Origin of the sequence: Saccharibacillus sp. O23 (genome assembly GCF_002205895.1) — a bacterium.
GTDB lineage: Bacteria > Bacillota > Bacilli > Paenibacillales > Paenibacillaceae > Saccharibacillus.
In genome coordinates this window covers 37,547-54,992 of the sequence record NZ_NJDE01000002.1, presented here as the reverse complement: position 1 = coordinate 54,992, position 17,446 = coordinate 37,547, and the positions used below count along the sequence as shown (strand labels likewise).

The 17,446-nt window shown below is 55.3% G+C and carries 19 protein-coding genes; all 19 read right to left on the bottom strand.

The window, feature by feature from the left end:
• Positions 1–128: 128 nt before the first annotated feature.
• Positions 129–1,034 carry a DUF7638 domain-containing protein gene (locus tag CDO73_RS01795; protein WP_088486787.1) on the bottom strand — a complete coding sequence of 302 codons (906 nt, stop codon included), beginning with the start codon at positions 1,032–1,034 and terminating at the stop codon, positions 129–131.
• 38 nt (positions 1,035–1,072) lie between these two features.
• Positions 1,073–2,149 carry an NAD(P)H-dependent flavin oxidoreductase gene (locus CDO73_RS01790; RefSeq protein ID WP_088486786.1) on the bottom strand — a complete coding sequence of 359 codons (1,077 nt, stop codon included), beginning with the start codon at positions 2,147–2,149 and terminating at the stop codon, positions 1,073–1,075.
• A 19-nt stretch (positions 2,150–2,168) separates the two neighbouring features.
• Positions 2,169–2,642 (bottom strand): hypothetical protein, encoded by a 474-nt coding sequence (locus CDO73_RS01785; protein ID WP_088486785.1) that lies wholly within the window; start codon positions 2,640–2,642, stop codon positions 2,169–2,171.
• A gap of 17 nt (positions 2,643–2,659) precedes the next feature.
• Positions 2,660–3,163, bottom strand: a complete 504-nt coding sequence (locus CDO73_RS01780; RefSeq protein ID WP_088486784.1) for a hypothetical protein — start codon at positions 3,161–3,163, stop codon at positions 2,660–2,662.
• Between the two features lie 81 nt (positions 3,164–3,244).
• Complete coding sequence (locus CDO73_RS01775; RefSeq protein ID WP_179218472.1) at positions 3,245–3,712, bottom strand: helix-turn-helix domain-containing protein; 468 nt, start codon at positions 3,710–3,712, stop codon at positions 3,245–3,247.
• Positions 3,627–5,291 (bottom strand): ATP-binding cassette domain-containing protein, encoded by a 1,665-nt coding sequence (locus CDO73_RS01770; protein ID WP_088486782.1) that lies wholly within the window; start codon positions 5,289–5,291, stop codon positions 3,627–3,629. The genes CDO73_RS01775 and CDO73_RS01770 overlap by 86 nt, the downstream gene beginning before the upstream one ends.
• Positions 5,292–5,371: 80 nt before the next feature.
• Positions 5,372–5,704, bottom strand: coding sequence for a hypothetical protein (locus CDO73_RS01765; protein WP_088486781.1), 333 nt, complete (start codon positions 5,702–5,704; stop codon positions 5,372–5,374).
• A gap of 53 nt (positions 5,705–5,757) precedes the next feature.
• Positions 5,758–6,303, bottom strand: coding sequence for a GNAT family N-acetyltransferase (locus CDO73_RS01760; protein ID WP_088486780.1), 546 nt, complete (start codon positions 6,301–6,303; stop codon positions 5,758–5,760).
• A gap of 38 nt (positions 6,304–6,341) precedes the next feature.
• Positions 6,342–6,860: a hypothetical protein gene (locus CDO73_RS01755; RefSeq protein ID WP_088486779.1), complete on the bottom strand. Its 519-nt coding sequence runs from the start codon at positions 6,858–6,860 to the stop codon at positions 6,342–6,344.
• A 31-nt stretch (positions 6,861–6,891) separates the two neighbouring features.
• Entirely contained in the window at positions 6,892–7,752 is an 861-nt protein-coding gene (locus tag CDO73_RS01750) for a YwqG family protein (RefSeq protein WP_088486778.1), read from the bottom strand.
• A gap of 4 nt (positions 7,753–7,756) precedes the next feature.
• A complete protein-coding gene (locus tag CDO73_RS01745) occupies positions 7,757–8,266 on the bottom strand; it encodes an AAA family ATPase (RefSeq protein ID WP_088486777.1) in 510 nt (169 codons plus the stop codon).
• Positions 8,267–8,401: 135 nt separating this feature from the next.
• Entirely contained in the window at positions 8,402–9,562 is a 1,161-nt protein-coding gene (locus tag CDO73_RS01740; RefSeq protein WP_088486776.1) for a glycoside hydrolase family 88 protein, read from the bottom strand.
• A gap of 16 nt (positions 9,563–9,578) precedes the next feature.
• Positions 9,579–11,951 carry a helix-turn-helix domain-containing protein gene (locus CDO73_RS01735; protein WP_088486775.1) on the bottom strand — a complete coding sequence of 791 codons (2,373 nt, stop codon included), beginning with the start codon at positions 11,949–11,951 and terminating at the stop codon, positions 9,579–9,581.
• Between the two features lie 128 nt (positions 11,952–12,079).
• A complete protein-coding gene (locus CDO73_RS01730; protein WP_088486774.1) occupies positions 12,080–12,964 on the bottom strand; it encodes a carbohydrate ABC transporter permease in 885 nt (294 codons plus the stop codon).
• A gap of 21 nt (positions 12,965–12,985) precedes the next feature.
• Positions 12,986–13,843: an ABC transporter permease gene (locus tag CDO73_RS01725; RefSeq protein ID WP_256972551.1), complete on the bottom strand. Its 858-nt coding sequence runs from the start codon at positions 13,841–13,843 to the stop codon at positions 12,986–12,988.
• Positions 13,844–13,995: 152 nt separating this feature from the next.
• On the bottom strand, positions 13,996–15,576 hold the full coding sequence (locus tag CDO73_RS01720; RefSeq protein ID WP_088486772.1) for a type 2 periplasmic-binding domain-containing protein: 1,581 nt from the start codon (positions 15,574–15,576) through the stop codon (positions 13,996–13,998).
• A 324-nt stretch (positions 15,577–15,900) separates the two neighbouring features.
• Positions 15,901–16,356: a hypothetical protein gene (locus CDO73_RS01715; protein WP_088486771.1), complete on the bottom strand. Its 456-nt coding sequence runs from the start codon at positions 16,354–16,356 to the stop codon at positions 15,901–15,903.
• A 48-nt stretch (positions 16,357–16,404) separates the two neighbouring features.
• Positions 16,405–16,785 carry a hypothetical protein gene (locus CDO73_RS01710; protein WP_088486770.1) on the bottom strand — a complete coding sequence of 127 codons (381 nt, stop codon included), beginning with the start codon at positions 16,783–16,785 and terminating at the stop codon, positions 16,405–16,407.
• Between the two features lie 18 nt (positions 16,786–16,803).
• Complete coding sequence (locus CDO73_RS01705) at positions 16,804–17,340, bottom strand: AAA family ATPase (RefSeq protein WP_088486769.1); 537 nt, start codon at positions 17,338–17,340, stop codon at positions 16,804–16,806.
• Between the last annotated feature and the right edge of the window lie 106 nt (positions 17,341–17,446).

Genomic DNA, 17,446 nt, shown 5'->3' with positions numbered 1-17,446 from the left:
ATGTTCACCTTGACCTTCCTGAACGTAATCAAAACTATCAGTACCTTTAATGTTGATAAGGTATTACAGATATTATATATCTATGATAGATGTTTAGGAAGGATCCTGCAAGTCCTTTCTTTTTTCTCTCAGACTTCGCGCTTGTTATTGGGGAAATAAATAATCCGCTGATAATCGCTGTCTTTGTCGTCCATGTTGCCCAGAAACATGCGATTATGCTCGGGAACTTTCTCGTAGGCTTCTTTCAAACGCTGTCTGGCCCATTCACTCGGCGCGATCAAATAATCGATATACGCTTTTTTGCAGGCTTCGAACGCCGTTTCCCGTCCTTGCACTTTCGTCATTTCTTCTTCGATTTCTTTGCGTTTCTCTTCGTTTTCGACTTCGTACAGAGCTTCGGCGAAGATCGCGGTACCTAATCCGGGCAGTCGGATTTCCGCAGGCCATTCCAACCGAGCCGTCAATTCTCCGCGATCGAATCGCTGAAGCACCTGTTCCAAGCTGTCATAGATCTCCTCTTCTTCCCCGTAAAGCGCGGCTCGTCCGTCGGCATACACGATCAATTCGCCTAATTCCACTTGCCCGTTTTTGCGACTGAACAAACGAATCCCTCGGCCTTCGACCGGCGAACCGTAAGGCAGCGCACTCGGCAGAACCGGTACGCTTCCTTTCAGCGCGCCCGTTCGGATCGGCGTCGAAGCCGCTTCCTTCAATCGATCGTCTTCCGGATTCAACGAGCTCCATTCGGCGATCAATGCCCGGTAGTAGCTGTTCGCGTCGTGCGTCCACGTCGCGTCGGATACCGCGTACGCTCCCAATCCGTGAACGGACAAGACTTTTCCTTCCGGGACGCGGCAAGTCAACCATCCCGAAGCGATCTTCTCGCGCAGTTCGTGAAGATCGACCAATTCCCAACAGTTTGCCGTGCCGTTCTCGTAGATCTCTATACCGGTATAAAAATGCTGTCCCGCGTTGAAGATGATTCCGGGTACGGTCGTGCCTTCAAAAACTTGCGTTCCGCGAATGCGCTGCATACAATCCTTCCTTCCATGATCCGTTCTTGCGGTCTTTTTCAAGACCAGACGCGCCGCGCTTCTTCCGCGACCTGCCGCACGATCTCTTCCGCCGACTGGCCGTCCGTCAGCATCCGCGTTCCCTGCCCTGCCCACAGCGCCATATTCCCGGCATCGCTGCGTTTTGCGGCGGCGTTTCGGATCTCTCTGGTCAGCGTATTTTGCGAAGGGAACGGCAGCGGATCGACGCCTGCCGTTTCCCATTTCCGGATAAACTCGTTCTCGATGCCTCTTGCCGGACGTCCGGAAAAAGCATCCGTCAGTACCGTGCTTTCTTCCGTACTGCCGAGCAGCGCCTGCTTGTACGCAGGATGCGCGCCGGATTCGGCCGAAGTCAGGAAACGCGTCCCCATCTGCACGCCGGCCGCTCCGAGCGCCAGCGAAGCCGCGAGACCTCTGCCGTCCATGATGCCGCCCGCCGTGATCACCGGAATATGCACGGCATCGGCGATCTGCGGAACCAGCGCCATCGTGCCGATATTCGCGCCCATGCGCCGACCGGACGTATCGAACGTTCCCCGATGCCCGCCGGCTTCGCTGCCTTGAGCGACTACGGCATGGCAGCCTGCCGCTTCCGCTTGGATCGCTTCTTCGACCGTCGTCGCCGTCGCGATCACTTTCATGCCCGCTTGAACGGCCTGCGCCATATGCCGCTCGGCCAGCAAGCCGAACGTCAGGCTGAGAATCGGGACTTGTTCCTCCAGCAGCACGCCGAACTGTTCGTCGAACCGATCCGGCGTAACGATACCGCCGCGATCGGGATGCGGAACGCCAAGCGAATCGCGCATCCCGTTCAAGGCATCGTTGACTTCGTCGAATCGATTCAGATCGTCAGGGCTGACGCCGGCAAACAAATTCACGGCAAAAGGAGCGTCGGTCGTCTGCCGGATCTCGCGCACGACGCGGCGGATCTCTTCGGGAGGCAGATACGCCGCGCCGAGCGATCCGAGACCGCCTGCCCGGGAAACGGCAGAAACGAGCGGAGCCATATCGGGGATGCCCGCCATCGGCGCTAAAATGATCGGATATTCGATGCCGAACAGATCGCATATTGCGGTATTCATCGAGATCGCCATGCCTGTTCCTCCTTCCCGTTTATACGCCGAGCAGCAGTACGACCGATTCGCTGTCCGCTCGCTGCAAATTGGCGTGCAGCACGCGAAGCGCTTCCGACATATCGGCTCCGGCTTCTTCCGCGTCGTCCGTCGTTCCGTTAAATTCGTTATAATATTCGCCAAGTTCTTCCGCATCGAAATTCGCCGGACTCAGCTTGTCGAGGTATTCCCTCTTATGCGCAACGGTCAAGATCGTGCAGAACGCGTATTTCGATTGCGACAGCTTGACGGCTAACTCGTCGTATTCCGATTCTTCCAAATCGATCTCCTGCTCGATCAGATATTCCAGCAGCGCGGAATAGATATAGCCCGAGCCGTTATATTCGGTCAGTTCCTCGGAATTCCGCTCCAGAAAACTGTAAAATTCGCCGTCTTCCCGCGAAGGATCGGCTCTGCGCTCCAATTCGTCCAATCTGGCGATCGGAATCAATCTGAATTCGGTCAACATCGACATGGGTTTCGTCCTCCTCGTTATGGTTTGATGCCCAACAGCATGCGGCTCAGCGCCGCGGCTTGTTCGAATCCTTCTCCGGTCTTTTCGGCGGATCGGGCGTACTCTTCCTTAAACCGCAAGATCGGCGATCCTTCTTCGCGAAGCAGGCGCTTTTCATCCGTCCAATAAGCCAGCCACGGCTCGCCCCGTTCGCGTACATAATCGAGGATCGCTTCCGCGCAGCGGTCCAGCGATTCCGGTTCGCGCGTGTAGGACATCCGAATCCGGTATTCCCGGTCGTCGTCCGAACAGATCCCTTCCAACGCTACTACGGGAAAAGGGTCGCACAGGAAACGAATTCCGATCTGCACCCGGAAATAAGGACCGGATGCCAGCTTATTCAGATAAACGAACTCGATCCGGTCCGGCCGAACGCGGGTATAGAACGCCGTTTTCGTTTTCCGGAAACCGAATCCCTTCAGGTCTTCAGCCAGCTTCCGCCCGATTTGCGCCGCCGACTTTTGTTCAAGCTTCTTATCCATGGCTTTCCGCCCTTTGCCCGAAATCGAAATCGCGAACTGCTCTCCTCGAAGTCAATACGATCGCCGCCGCTCTTTGCATGGTTATTCCTCGCTTTCGGAACGGTTTTTCTTTTCGGAAGCCTTATATACGTTCCGTTCGATCCAGCTTCCGAAGTTCAACACGTATTGATGCGGACCGCCCAGCACGACGCGAACGTGACCGCTCGTCAGCACCTCGTAATGAAAAGTACGTTTAGGCCCGGAATACACTTCATTATACTGTTCGAGCAGCCGGTCGCGCAGCTTCTCCGGTTCGCCTTCTTCCGCCGAAAGCGGGATATTGAACGCCAACATCGCTTCCTGAAATTCGTCGGGATCCGTCGAATGTTCGGAGAAAACGGTCAGCGGATCGGCGAATCCGGTCAGATGCCGGATATCGTCCTGCGTAAAACGCCATTGTCCGCCGACCTTCGTGCCCGATAGTTCACCGGATTTCAGGTAGTTGCGGATCGTGCGCGTCGTGACTTGAAGTTTTTTCGCCAAATCTTCGATCGTCCAATAAGTCGTCATGTCTGCTCTCCGTTTCGATGATAAGAGTATGCGTCGCGTATTCGGCGGCATCGCGGTTATGGGACGTGTACAGCACAATCTTGCCGGGTGCCGCCTCGATCAGCGTTCGGAAAATATCGTCGGCCGACTCCGCGTCGATGCTGCTCGTGCTCTCGTCGAGCAGCAGCACGTCGGCATCTTGAAGCAGCAGACGCGCGGCGGCGATCCGCTGTTTCTCTCCGCCCGACAGATTCGCCCCGTTTTCCGTCAACCTCGTTTCCCAAGTCTTGGTTCGCAGAATCGGCGCCAATACCTTCGAACGCTCCAGCCGTGCTTTCTCCTCGTCCGATAATCGCCTGCCCCATCCGATATTCTCTTCCAGACTTTTCGATAAAATGACCGGATGCTGAGAAGCGTAAGCGATCCTCGCCCGTAAACCGTTCTTGCGAAGCGATGCGATCGGGATATCGTTGACGGCGACGCCTTTCGCTTCGCGAAAAGCAAGCAGCAGCTTCAACAGCGAAGACTTGCCCGAACCGGACGCTCCTTGAACATGCACGATCTGTCCGGGAAGCAAACGATCTTGAAGCCGGTAACGAAAAATCCGACCGTCCAGCTCAAACTCGGGATCTTCCAGCGTAATCGAACGAATCCGATCGACTTCGATCGAGCCGTCTTGCTCCGCATGGGCATCCAGCTCGCTGCGCACGAAATCCAGCCCCGTCTCCAACGTTTTGAACTTCAGATTGACCTGCGTCAGCCCGCCGAGCGCCGAGAAAAAAAGCGGCAGCAGCAATCCGACCACCACGACGCTTCCGATCGGCAGCAGATTTTGCGCGATCGCGTACGTGACGCCGAGATACAGCGCGTTTTGACAAAATTGATTGACGAAGTCGAGACTCGAACTGGAGCCTTGAGCGAATTTGTTGGTCTGCGCGAGCGTACGGTACATCTCCCGAATGCCGGGAAGCAGCAGCCGATCGAGCGACGACGCATCGGGCAGCTGTTTGACAGCATCGACGTTCGAGAGCGCGGAGACCAGATCTTTGCTCGCGGCCGCCCCCCGCTTCTGCATCTCTTCCATACGGACGCGGAGTCTGCGGTTAATCCATCGAAAGCCTACGACATTGACGGGAATCAAAATCAGCAGCGTCAAAAATATCGTCCAGTGTATCGAAAAAGCCAAGACCAGCGCGACCGCAAGGATCAGCAAAGAGCGGATGAATTCGCCGAATCCCGAGACCATGAACAGATACAGGCTGTCTACGACCGCAAACATGCGGTTGATCAGGTAAGCCGGCTCGCTTTTGGCATAGGCGTCGTAATTCAATCGGTGGATCTTGCCCAGCAGCGACGATAAATACCGAGTATTGAAGCGCGCCGCATAATTCTCCCGATAGATCAAAAGCGCGAATTGAAGCCCAAAAGACAAAGCCATAGCCCCGAGCACGACGCCGAACAGACGCAAATTCATGCCTTGCTTGCCGACGGAAAAAAGCTGCAAAAGGACAGGCGTGATCGTAGCCGTAACCGAAGACAGGGCTACCAAGATCAGCGTAACGACGACGAACTTCTTATTGGCGAGCAGCAGAAATTTCACGGAATGCTACCTCCTTTTGATCTTGAAGATAGCATTTAATTCATATATTTTCAACTTAAAAGTGAAATAATATGAAAAATCTAAAAAGCCCAACGATGATCTTTAGGCAGGCAATCGTCGCATAATAATCGCCCGTCTACGGTCGCGCCGTTGCATAGCTCCGCAATAGCATCCGACCGTTCGCGATCCGTCGTCCATTGGCCGCAGTTCTCGCATCTGCCGCAGTTCGAGGAAGCCGGATCAAGAAGAAGCGAAGAAGCATGAGTCCATTCGAGCGTTTTGCCCGACTTTTGCGAGATCAGGTCTTCGCCGATTCCGACAAAAACCTGCTCGTCGAAATATTCCTCGTCTTCGCCGCGTTCTTCGTCGAGTTCCACCAAGTAACCCATTCGAATCAAGTAGGTTCGTTTCATCGCGTTCCTCCTTTTGTCGTCAGGCTCGAATTCGAAAACCGGCAACTCGTTCTCTACACTTCCGTTCGCGATGCGGCCGATTCAGCGGGTTTTTCGCGTACCATGCTGATAAACGGCAGATTCGTCAAATCCACCATCGACGTAAAAGTTCGATCTTCCCGGAATCCCGCATGCCGATAAACTTCGATGGCCCGTTTGTTGAAGGCCGCGACCGCGAGCCTCAGTTTTTTGGTTTGAAACGTTTCGGTGAGGTAAGCGATTCCCTGCCGGAGAAAGGCTTCTCCCAGCCCTTTGCCCGTCAAGTCGGGCCGCAGTCCCAGACCGATATCCAGATACCCCGGCTCGTCATAGATCCCGACCAGCCTCGCTCCCGGAACCTGCGCCGATTCACCCGTACAGAAGAACCCGATCAACTCGCCTTGCTTGTCGAAGGCTCCGAGATATCGCCCGTTCATCAGATCCTCCAAGTCGTCGGGATCGCTCGAGAAACTGCATAGCGAATACGGCGGTTCGTACACCCAGGTATTGATCTTGGCCGCGTCTTCCGCGTTCAACGGCCGCAGCGTGAGGATGAAGTCTCGGTCATAAGATAGGGTCATGCGTTTCGTCCTCCTGCTAAATCGAAATGTTCTGATCGCTATTTATCTTTTACGATATTTAAAAGAGTAGATAAATCCGCTTTAAACATTGAATTTAAATTGGGAAGAGAATCTATAAAAGAATCTTGATCAAACCATAAAAAAAGATCGATATCCGATAGATCTTTCTGTATTCTCCCTACGCTTCTAATCGTCAAGAACTCTCCGTTTCCTATTGGAGCTGCTCCGGTTATCGTAATAAACAAATCATAAAAATCTTTACCTTTATCTAAATTAGTAAACGCCAAGACATTGGGAAATTCATGTCTAGGGTTTAAGCTTTTAAATTGCTTCGTAGCTTTGTGAATATGCGCAGAAATCGCATTATAGGTAGGGTCAGGGTACGCTCCTTCTTTTTCATCTTTTTCTAACGTTTTTTCTTCACAAAAAAACACCTTTTTTTGCTTATAAAATACTTCAAAATCCGGCGTTTTCTGATCAGATTCAGGTATTTTTACGGCTTCTAGCCCGAAATGCAACAAGAATTTCCGAACGTTTTCTTGGCCGAAATCTGACATTCTGCCTCCCTCCGTTACTCATAAATCCGATTCAGCCGCACTGAAGCACGACCCAAACGTTATCGAAATCGCCCCGCTTCAGATCGTCTTCGTGAATCCAGAAATAGATCATCCCGAAATCGCCCCACGTCATGCCGGTATCGTCTTCGGAGTCGATCTGAAGCAGAAGTTTCCAGCCGTCGGCTCCGGGTTCGAGTTCGGCGCGTCTCGGATCGCGGTAGCCGACGGGACTGCCGCAGTCGATGCCGTGCGTGACCAGTTGGCATTTAAGCTGCATCTCGCCCTGCACCTGATCGGGATTCCCCAGAAAACGATGGATCGGGAACCCCGGCGCGTTATGCTCCGTGATCTGCTCCATCAGCTCGATGTACAGATCGATCTCTTCTTCGTTCAAGTCCATTCGGCGCACGGCCAGCGTATTCCAATCCGGCAGCGTAGTCTGCACCGAAAATTCGACGGATAGCGGTTCCAAGTCTCCGTCGTGTCCGGATTCTGCGGGCGGCGATACCCGTTCGAGCGCCTCGGTATCCGCGGTATACATGACTTTCCAACTCCCGGCATGCTTAGGCGAGTAACCCCAAGGCTGTTCGGCGGCATCGTAGAAAAAGCTTAACAATCCCGACTGCGGCAGGTTTTCCGCCGTGAGCGGCGCGTCTTCCAAACGGATCTGCGCGATAAAAGTCAACGGTTTGCCGTTATGCAACGGCCACGGCGTGCCTGCCAGCAGATCCGGCCGACCGCCGATCTTGGAGCGTCCGGGCGGAATTTCTTCGTCCGAGGTCGGGACCGTCGTCATGCGATTCGAGAGCTTCGTCAATCTTTGTAACGATTCGGCAATCCGGTCAAGGCCGCCGCGTTCGATCAACGCTTGCACTTCCGGGTCTTTCTGCATCGTATCATTCTCCTCCGATTCGTAATCGGCGCCGAGCTTCTTCCGCTCCTGCGACGTGCAGCACTTTGTTTCCGTAATTCGCGAGTTTCGCTTCGAATTCGGGACGCCCGCGTTCGAAATCGCGGGTCCAACGAAACATCATCTTCAGCATCCGAAGATCCGGCGGGTAATGCGAAGCTTCCAAGCCGGTCTTCTGTTTGAGATAACGCGTGACGATACGCGCCTTTCTTTTCCAGAGCGGCGGATCGAGAAAAAGCACCTGATCGGCCAGATCGTACAATTGACGGTAGGAAGCACGGTCTACCCCTTCCATGATCCAAGCGCCCTGCCGATCGATGGCGCGGATCCGTTCGGCTTGTTCTTCCGGCGAGCGCTTGGATCGGTCTGCTCCCCGTCGATATACGATATCGTCCAACTCGTGCCACGGGATGCCGGTACGTTCCGATAACTGCCGGGCCAGCGTCGTTTTGCCGCTGGCGACGATGCCGACGATCAGAATCTTACTGGCGCTCATAACGGCCCTCCTTAATGATGAGTTTCCCTATTCCGCCTTCTTGATTTCTTATTCGCCGACCGTATATACGTTCCCTTTTCTCGGCAGCAAAAAAACCGCCCCGATTTCCGGGCGGTCTTGTTATTTGCTGCCGATTCAGTCGGCTGTCGCGGTAACAATCTTATCGCGTTCGTACCAGTAGCCCGGCACGCCGCGTTCCAGACGCATCAGCGCTTCGAGATAATAATAATCGCCCCAGATCGTGTAATCGTCGGGCGAGTCTCCGCCGCGCACGGAATAGGAACCGTGCAGCAGCAGTCCGCCGGCCTGCGGATCGCCGTGAGTCGAATAATTCCGGATCAGCGATTCGACCGATGCTTTTGCCGTTTCCGTCAATGCCGCGCTCCGCTCGTCGCTCTCGCCGAGCTGCGAAACGATCTCCAACATCCCGCAGGCCGCGATCGCCGAAGCGGAGCTGTCGCGCTTCGTATCCGTGGTCGCGGGCGCATCGAAGTCCCAATACGCCACGCGGTCTTCCGGCAGATGTTCGGCGAAATACAGCGCCATGCGCGCCGCCGTGTCCAGCATCTCCGGATCGTTCAGATAACGCGCGGCAAGCGCGAAACCGTAGATGCCCCAAGCCTGCCCGCGCGTCCACGTCGAACCGTCGGCAAACCCTTGATGCGTTCCGCCGCGAACCGCGTCGCCGGTAGCCGGATCGAAATAGAACGTATGGTAGCTCGATCCGTCTCCGCGTACCAGAAACCTTCTCGATTTCCGGGCATGCCGCTCCGCGACACGCAGATAGGACGATTCTCCCGTCTGCTCGTGCGCCCAGAACAGCAGCGGGATATTCAGCATGCAGTCGATAATGATCCGTCCGCCGTTCTGCGCGTCGCCTTCCCGGCCCCATGCTTGAATGATGCCGATCCGCTCCCGCCAACGCTTCATCAGCATGTCCGCGGCTTCCAGCGTCAGCTTGCGCGCCTCCTCGTCGCTTTCGAGAATCCACTGCGCTTTGGAAGAAAGCGAATACAGAAAGCCGATATCGTGATGATCGAACACGATCTTCCGGTCCATCCGGTCGCGGAAATTACGCACCGTGCGCGCCGCTTCTTCGCGGAACGCCGGATCGTCGGCGTATTCGGAACACAGCCACAGCATGCCCGACCAGAATCCGGCGGTCCATTCGGTGTTGTCGTTCAACGTATACGGACCGCCTTTCTCGCCCACGTGCGGGAAACGGCCGTCGAACCGTTCGATATTGAGCCGCGTGACGACTAATGCGTCTTCGATCGCTTTTTGCCAGATGCTCATTGCTTTGCGCACGCTCCTAACGAATGTCGGGGTGAATCAGCCGGGCGTTTTGTTTATATTGTCCCGGCGTGATGCCCTCGTATTTTTTGAACACCCGGATGAACGAGCTGCTGTTGAGAAATCCCACCCGTTCGGAGACTTCCTGCACGGCCGCATCCTCGCGTTCGAGAATGGATTTGGCTTCGTTCACCCGGTATTGGTTGATATAGTCGATCAGATTGGTGCCGGTCTGTTCTTTGAAATATTTCGAGACGTAAGCCGGATGGAAACGGAACCGTTCGGAGATCGAAGTCAGTCCCAGATTGACGTCGGCGTAATTCTCGCGGACGAATTCGAGCAGCTGCTGCTTCAGCTCCGCGTTGTGCGAACGTTTGCGTTCCTGTACCGTCTGGCAAACGCTTTCCAACATCTTCAGCAGCTCGGCTTCGATCTCTTCGAACGTCTCGCAGGCGAAAAGACTGCGGATCAATTCGCCGCGCCGCGTCTCTTCTTCGGCGTCGTCGAGCTTGACCTGTTCGTACGCTTTGAGCATCGTGCCGATCAGCTCGAACATCAGGCAGCGCGCCAATTCGACCGATAGCGGCTCGCCGGCGAAATTGGTCATCAGGATCTCGTTCATCACTTCCGTGGAACGGGCATAATTGCCGGTCGCGATATAATTGACGAGCTGCCGTTCCAGATCGAGCGGATAATACAGTTCTTCCTTCGGCTGGCGAATCCGTTCCGGATCGATAATCTGCCCGATTCCGAGAATCAAGCGGTATTCCAGCGCTTCTTCGGCTTCGCGGCGGCAAAAAGCGATCTGCGGCAGGCCGCAGCGGATTCGGCTGACGCCTACCGAGAACGTCACGAGGAATCGCGAACGGATCAGCTCCTGCGCTTCCGCGGCCGCCGCCGCGATTCGCCGTTCGGTCTGCTCCTGATCGATTTCGCTTTGCGCCCCGGCGGCCCCGCCTCGCACATTGACCAGAAACGCGATCTTGCCGTCCAATTCCGCCGAATAGACCGGACCGACGGCGCCGATCATTTCTTCGAGCACGTTGGTCAGGATCAGATGCACGAACTGCCTTTTGCGTTCTTCGTCTTCCGGTTCGCGGCTTCGGAACAATCCTTCGTAGTTCTCGATTTGCAGCAGCAGTACCGCGAACGCTTCGGATTCGAACCCGATTCCGAGCCGCTTCATCTCGGCTTCCGCTTCTTCCTCCCTCGGCAGCCGGCCTCGCAGCAGCCGTACGAGAAATCCTCCGCGCATGATGCTTTGCTGTTCCCGCACTCTCGCGGCGAACCGGTCCTGCTCTTCGAGCGTCTGGGTGAGCACCCCGTGCAGAATGCCGAACTCGTCGCCGGGCTGCTCCAGTTTGCCTTTGACCTGATCCGACACGATGCTCATGATCCGGCTCAGCGGACGATAGTTGCGGCGGGCGAACCACCAAGCGGCCAACCCGCCCAGCAGTAATCCTCCGCCGACGCCCGCCAGCGTAATGTCGCGAATAACCGTCAGCTTGCGCGCATAGATCTCCGTCGACACGATCGAGACGTATTCCCAATCCTGCACGCCCGACGAGATGCGCGAGACCGTGACGGATTCTCCGTCCCATTCTTCCGCGCTCGTCTCCCGCACCTGACCCGGCATTTCCGGACGGTCGGCCTGCGCTTGATCCGAGCGGTAAGGCGTCACGATCGGACCTGTCGAAAATAACGTACGTCCTTCGCTGTCCACGATGAACACCGTGCTTTCTTTTTCCAACCGCACATTGTCGATCGCCTGCTGGAAACGGTCGGGATCGAGCGTAACGACGAGCGTGGCCGGGCTGTTCTCCGATGCCCGAAGCGGAAACGGCTGCACGTAAACGAGCGTGTCCGCGACGCTGCCGTCTTCGGCCAGCAATTGCATGTTGCGGAAAACGCCTTCGCGGGTCGTATCCATCAACTGCGTCCATTGTCCTTGCGTCACGTCGGTGCCTCTGTACAGCATCTCGTAAGTCAGCCGTTTCTGCGCCAGAGAAGAAGAAGACAGCGTGACGTCGGCGTCTTTCACGTACAAGTACATCTCGCGAATCAGTCCGTTGCCGACGCGGACCGACTTGAAGCTTCGGATCAACTCCGTCGCCGTCAGCCGCCAGCGCGCGTCCGGCTCGTCCGCATGATTGATGAAGCTGTTGAGTTGCGAGTCGAGCGCGAGTTGGCTGCCGATGCCGATCACGTCCGCAAGCTGACTGTCGATCGATTCTTGCACCTGAGACAGCAGTACCTTGTTGGAACGGTTGACCTCTTCTTCCAACATGCCGCGCGCTTCCGCGAACACGGCCGCGCCGATCGCGATCGGAATCAGCAGAATGACCAGATAGGACAGACTCCAAGAGAGCAGAATGCTTTTTCGTTTTCTCATGTCGTCTCTCCTTTCCGTCCCGCTACTTGACCGTTTTTGATCTTTTTTGCTCGTTTATTCTTAGCCGCGCGAAGGTTTTCTCCCGGCCTACTGCGCGTTTGTTCCCGGTCCTATTTCCTATTCCTAGCCTACTCTTTGATCGCGCCGATCATGACGCCTTTGACGAAGTACTTTTGCAGAAACGGATAAATGAACAGAATCGGCAGCGTCGCCACCATGACCGTCGCGTATTTGACGCTCTCGCCGATCGCTTCCCGGTCGCCCATCGCGGCTCCGGTCGTCATCGAATCGGTGCTATTTTGGATCAGGATCTCCCGCAGGACCAGTTGGAGCGGATACAGATCCCGGTCGCGGATATACAAGATGGCGCCGAACCAAGAATTCCAGTGGGCGACGCCGTAGAACAGAATCATGACCGCGATGACCGGCATCGACAGCGGCACCACGATCCGCCAGAGAATGCGCATCTCTCCAGCTCCGTCGATTCTGGCGGATTCCAGCAAGCTTTCCGAGATCTCTTGAAAAGCCGTCCGCATGATGATGAGATTATAACTGCTGACCAGTCCCGGAACAATCAGAGCGAGCAGGTTATTGCCCATATGCAGCGTATTGTTGATCAAGAGATAGCTCGGAATGATCCCCCCGTTGAAAAACATCGTGAACACGATCGCCAGCATGATGGGGTTGCGCAGCATGAACGTTTTGCGGGACAGCGTGTACGCGCCGAGGATCGTAAACAGCAGATTCAGCGCCGTCCCCAGCACCACGATCAGAATCGTGTTGCGATAACCCGACAGAATACTCGGGTTGCTCAGCACCAGCTTGTAACTGTCGATATTGAAACCGTCGGGCCAGAGCAGCAGTCCGCTGTGCGCCATCAGACGCGACGAATCACTCAGCGACGCGTTCAGCACATGCCACAGCGGATACAGCGTCACGACGATCAGCAGAACCATGACGAGGACGTTGAAGCCGTCGAACAGCTTTTCCCCCGCCGTACGTTTGATTTGCATGCGGCTTCTCCTTTCTCCTTGTCAAAACAGCTTGTTGTCGGACAACGCTTTGGACAAACGGTTCGCGCCGAGCAGCAGGATGAAGTTGACGACCGATTGGAACAATCCGACGGCCGTGGTGTAGCTGAATTCCGAACCTTCGCTGATGCCTTTCCGGTACACGAACGTCGAGATCACGTCGGCCGTGTCGTACACGTTCGGATTGTAGAGCAGGATAATCTTCTCGAAGCCGATCTCCATCAAGCCCCCGATCCGCAGAATGAGCAGAATCACGATCATCGGCATGATACCCGGCAGCGTGATATGCCAGACCTGTCGCAGCCGGCTTGCCCCGTCTACGCGGGACGCGTCGTACAGCTCGGGATTGATCCCGCTGAGCGCGGCCAGATAGATGATCGTGGAGAAGCCCAGCTCCTGCCAGATCGAAGACGCGGTATAGATCGTGCGGAAGTTGGACGGATCGCTGAGCAGCGCGCTGTCCTGACCGCCGAAGAACGTGATGATCGTGTTGAACAGTCCGCCGCGCGCCGAGAAATCCACCACCATGCCGCAGATGACCACGATCGAGATAAAATGCGGAATGTACGATACCGTCTGCACCGTCCGCTTGAACAGCTCGTGCCGCAGTTCGTTGAGCAGCAGCGCGAGCAGAATCGGAGCCGGGAATCCGAATAACAGTTGGTAGAAGCTGAGCAGCAGCGTGTTTTTGAGAATCCGCCAGAAATAGTAGCTTTCGAAAAAGTCGCGGAAATGCTGAAGTCCGACCCATTCGCTGCCCCAGATGCCTTTGCCGACCGTGTAATCTTTGAACGCGATGATCGCACCGTACATCGGCATGTACTTGAAGACCAGGAAATACAGCACGACCGGCAGCGCCATCCAATAGATCGCTTTGTTCTTCTTGTAATTCAGCCAGAGGCGCGCGAACCAACCCTCCTTCTTATCCGTACCTCGTCCGTGCAGATCGCGGGGAGCGTAGGGCGCCTGCTGCCCTCCTTCGCGAGCGGCACGGAGTTTGCGCGCGCCGCCGCTCATCTCGCGTTATACCGGTCGACCGCGTCCTGCTGAATCTCGATCGCCCGGTCGATATCGAACTTCTTGATCTGCTCGACGAACTTGTCGAAGTTGTCGATCGGTTCGGCGCCCACGACGAACTTGATGAACATCTCGTCGCGATAAGTCGTGATATCGTTCATGATCTTGCTGTATTCGTTCGATTCTTCGGTCGTCAGGCTGATCGGCGGAATGCTGACTTCGAGCGTATTGTCGCTGTACTTCGAGAACAGCTCGACCGCGTCTTTCTGCTGCTGAAGCTGGTAATACTGCTCGTTGTAACGGTCGTCGTCTTCGCCCACGAACGGATAATTGGCGATAAAATGCTTCGCCATCGCCTGCACCACGGACAAGCCGTCCGGATTATGCAGAATCTCGTCCGTGTACGTCGGGTAACCGTCCACCATCGTATACGTTTCGCCTTCCACGCCGAAGTTTTTCAGCATATGGCCTTCTTCGCCGAAGAAATAATCCAGCGCTTTTACCGTTTCTTCCGGCCGCTTGTTGCTCTTGGTGATCGTCGCGCCCGCGCCGCTCCATTCCCACGAACGTCCGGTGAACATCGGTTCGTCGCCTTTGTTTACGACCGGGAACTGCACGGCCGTCATATTGGCTTTGGGATCTTTCTCCTGAAGCGCCGGAAGGTAACGTCCGACTCCGCCGCCGATAAACGTGAAGAACGCGCCCGCTTGGCTGTCGAGAATCTTCGCGTCGAACGTTTTCTGGTCGTTGGTCGCAAAATCGGGATCGATCAGCCCTTCTTCGTACCAGCGATGGAACATCTCCAGAAACGTTTTGTATTCCGGTTCGATCGGACCGTAAGCGACTTTCCCGTTTCTTAGGAAAATGGTATTGGTGATGCCGTACGCTTCCAAGAAGTTCGCGGCGGCGGGTCCCATCGTGGACAACTTCGGCGGAGCCCCGTAGAGCAGCGGCGCGTTCACGCCTTTTTTCTCTTTGAACGCCCGAAGCACCGTTTCCCATTCGTCCAGCGTCTCCGGTTTCTCCAGCCCCAGTTCGTCCAACCAGTCTTGACGGATAAACATGCCGCCGAACGTCTTGTATTCGCCCAGACGCAGATGCGGAATCGCGTAGATATCGCCGTTGTCCGCTTTGAGCTGCTTCGCGACTTCCGGATTCTCTTCCAGAATCTTCTTCAGGTTGGGCGCGTATTCGTCGATCAGTTCGTTCAAGCGGATAATGGAACCGTCATTGTACAGCTTGCTGTAATCGCCGTACACGAACATGACGTCCGGCAGTTCGCTCGAAGCCAACATCACGTTGAACTGCTCGTTCTCCGCGCCGACCGCCGGATGCTCGAATTTGGTTTGGACCCCGGTCGCTTTTTCCCATTCTTTGATCGCCGTGATCTCGTTCATGCTCTTCAGCGTGATCGAGACGTTCGTGTTCAGCGACGCCCAGATCGAGATCGGATCTTTGCCGTCTCCCTGCTTGCTTTCCGCTTCTTCCCCTCCGCCCGAGCAGCCGGACAATGCCGTTCCTCCGAGAATCAGCGTCGCGCCCAACAGGGCGGCTTTGCGTAACCAAGATTGTGCCATTCTTCTTATCGCCCCCGTCTGAATAAGATAGCGACCGCGCCGTGAAGCGCCTCCGCTGCTTCTCCAACTTATCGCCCGTCGCCGCTTGTGCCTATGCCCCATTCTTGCGGGAATGCCGATAAATTAACGAAAGCGCATTCATCTTAAAAAATGAACATCGGTGCAAAAAATCGCCATTGACAGGTTGTCGGGTATCGGGTCCGGTATACGGAGCGCAAAACAAAAAACGTCCCGACGGCATGGCGGCAGTACGGCCTGATCCGTTCGGAACGTTTTGTCGGCATACGGCGGCGGCTCGAGTTCCTGCTCGGCGCGCTGCTTTGCCTATGCCTTTTTTTGCTGCATCGCCTCGAGTAGTTCTTCCCGATGGGCGCAGGTCATGACGATCTTCTGTCCGTTGACCAATCTCAGCTCAAGCGCCTGATCGCCTTGAAGAACAAAGCGCCAGGTCCGGTGCCGATATTTGACTCCCCAATTTTGAAGATCTCTCAGCGGATTGGAGGCGATCTCACCGATGTAGGCAATATCGCTCAGCTTCACTTTTTTGCGAAAAAAAGGACTTAAGCTTAACGTTAAGAATTCTTCGTCCACCGCAATCTTCCCGCGCACGGTCAAGATCAGCAGAGGCAGTACAATACCGAGAACGATGCCTCCGATCCACATCTGCGAATCGGACAAAGGGTGGTTGCCCAGCGGCTTGTCCGCCGTTGATTGCAAGAGGACGATAAGCCAGATGATTAATGTCGGTGCAATCACGGCCGGAATCAGAGCTTTCGGCATACTCTGTTTCTCCTCGTACAGAACCTTCACGAAGCCTGCCTTCTTTCCTTAGGATTTTTCGCTTGAATCGATACTTTCGTCCAGCGTTTCTTCGTTCCACCGCGCGTCTTCTTCGTCGAACGCGGGAAGAAGGAAGAACGAGATCTGATCGTCGAACAGCATGATCGTATAAATGCGCTGACCCGTGCTTTCCAGATGCAAATCGTACGTCTGAATTTCTTCTTCCACGTCGTCCATCAGCGTAACCACAAAATGCTGAACCAACTGCTCGTATTCGTTCAACAGCCAAGCCAGTCTCTCGGGAAACTGCCGCTCCAACACGTTTCCGTGACAATAATCTTCGAGTTCCCGCGAGTGGGCGTATTCGATCCGCGCATAACGCTCGTTACGGCTTCCGGACACGATATAATCTGCAATCAGGTCAGCCATACGCTTCTTGCCTCCTTTTTAATTCCGGTCAGCCGGTTCCAAATCGATGCCGCAGGCCGAGGCGATCTCTTCGACGACCTGCTCGCGCGTCATCTCGTCCGTGTGCACATGCCGACCGAATTTTTCTTGCGACAACGAAGCCAAGCAGCGTTCGATCTGCTGCGCGGGCCAAGAATTCTCGCTTTCGCCTCGGCTTTTTAAGCGTCCCAGCAGCGTCTCTCGTTTCGCCAACAGCGCGAAATGCCGGACGTCGATCCCCGATGCCCGCAGTCCGCCGACCAATTCGTCGAAATAAGCCGGATTCACCACGGTCATCGGGGCGATGATCGTTCCGGAATACTCGCGCGCGAGACCTCCCAGCATCGACAGATTGATTTCGCGCCACATCGGATGATCTTGAAAATCGCTTTTGTGCAGTTCGGCCGGAAAGTTTTTGCGAATAAAATAACCGGCTTCTTCCGGGTCGTACATGAACGAATTCGGTATGCGCCGATGCAGTTCGTCCGCCGTCGTCGATTTGCCGGCGCCGAATGCCCCGTTTATCCAGATAATCATATTGTTCCTCCTAAATAAAAACCCTTTACTTCGTTTCATTCCTTGCCGATCTCTTGCCGTTGAGCTACAATTATCGCTATGCCCTCGAAAGGCCAATCCAAGAATT

Excerpts from the sequence above, each read along its gene's own strand:
- CDO73_RS01795 (WP_088486787.1), bottom strand. The coding sequence starts at position 1,034 with ATGCAGCGCATTCGCGGAACGCAAGTTTTTGAAGGCACGACCGTACCC.
- CDO73_RS01790 (WP_088486786.1), bottom strand. The coding sequence starts at position 2,149 with ATGGCGATCTCGATGAATACCGCAATATGCGATCTGTTCGGCATCGAA.
- CDO73_RS01785 (WP_088486785.1), bottom strand. The coding sequence starts at position 2,642 with ATGTCGATGTTGACCGAATTCAGATTGATTCCGATCGCCAGATTGGAC.
- CDO73_RS01780 (WP_088486784.1), bottom strand. The coding sequence starts at position 3,163 with ATGGATAAGAAGCTTGAACAAAAGTCGGCGGCGCAAATCGGGCGGAAG.
- CDO73_RS01775 (WP_179218472.1), bottom strand. The coding sequence starts at position 3,712 with ATGACGACTTATTGGACGATCGAAGATTTGGCGAAAAAACTTCAAGTC.
- CDO73_RS01765 (WP_088486781.1), bottom strand. The coding sequence starts at position 5,704 with ATGAAACGAACCTACTTGATTCGAATGGGTTACTTGGTGGAACTCGAC.
- CDO73_RS01760 (WP_088486780.1), bottom strand. The coding sequence starts at position 6,303 with ATGACCCTATCTTATGACCGAGACTTCATCCTCACGCTGCGGCCGTTG.
- CDO73_RS01755 (WP_088486779.1), bottom strand. The coding sequence starts at position 6,860 with ATGTCAGATTTCGGCCAAGAAAACGTTCGGAAATTCTTGTTGCATTTC.
- CDO73_RS01750 (WP_088486778.1), bottom strand. The coding sequence starts at position 7,752 with ATGCAGAAAGACCCGGAAGTGCAAGCGTTGATCGAACGCGGCGGCCTT.
- CDO73_RS01745 (WP_088486777.1), bottom strand. The coding sequence starts at position 8,266 with ATGAGCGCCAGTAAGATTCTGATCGTCGGCATCGTCGCCAGCGGCAAA.
- CDO73_RS01740 (WP_088486776.1), bottom strand. The coding sequence starts at position 9,562 with ATGAGCATCTGGCAAAAAGCGATCGAAGACGCATTAGTCGTCACGCGG.
- CDO73_RS01735 (WP_088486775.1), bottom strand. The coding sequence starts at position 11,951 with ATGAGAAAACGAAAAAGCATTCTGCTCTCTTGGAGTCTGTCCTATCTG.
- CDO73_RS01730 (WP_088486774.1), bottom strand. The coding sequence starts at position 12,964 with ATGCAAATCAAACGTACGGCGGGGGAAAAGCTGTTCGACGGCTTCAAC.
- CDO73_RS01725 (WP_256972551.1), bottom strand. The coding sequence starts at position 13,843 with ATGGCGCTGCCGGTCGTGCTGTATTTCCTGGTCTTCAAGTACATGCCG.
- CDO73_RS01720 (WP_088486772.1), bottom strand. The coding sequence starts at position 15,576 with ATGGCACAATCTTGGTTACGCAAAGCCGCCCTGTTGGGCGCGACGCTG.
- CDO73_RS01715 (WP_088486771.1), bottom strand. The coding sequence starts at position 16,356 with ATGCCGAAAGCTCTGATTCCGGCCGTGATTGCACCGACATTAATCATC.
- CDO73_RS01710 (WP_088486770.1), bottom strand. The coding sequence starts at position 16,785 with ATGGCTGACCTGATTGCAGATTATATCGTGTCCGGAAGCCGTAACGAG.
- CDO73_RS01705 (WP_088486769.1), bottom strand. The coding sequence starts at position 17,340 with ATGATTATCTGGATAAACGGGGCATTCGGCGCCGGCAAATCGACGACG.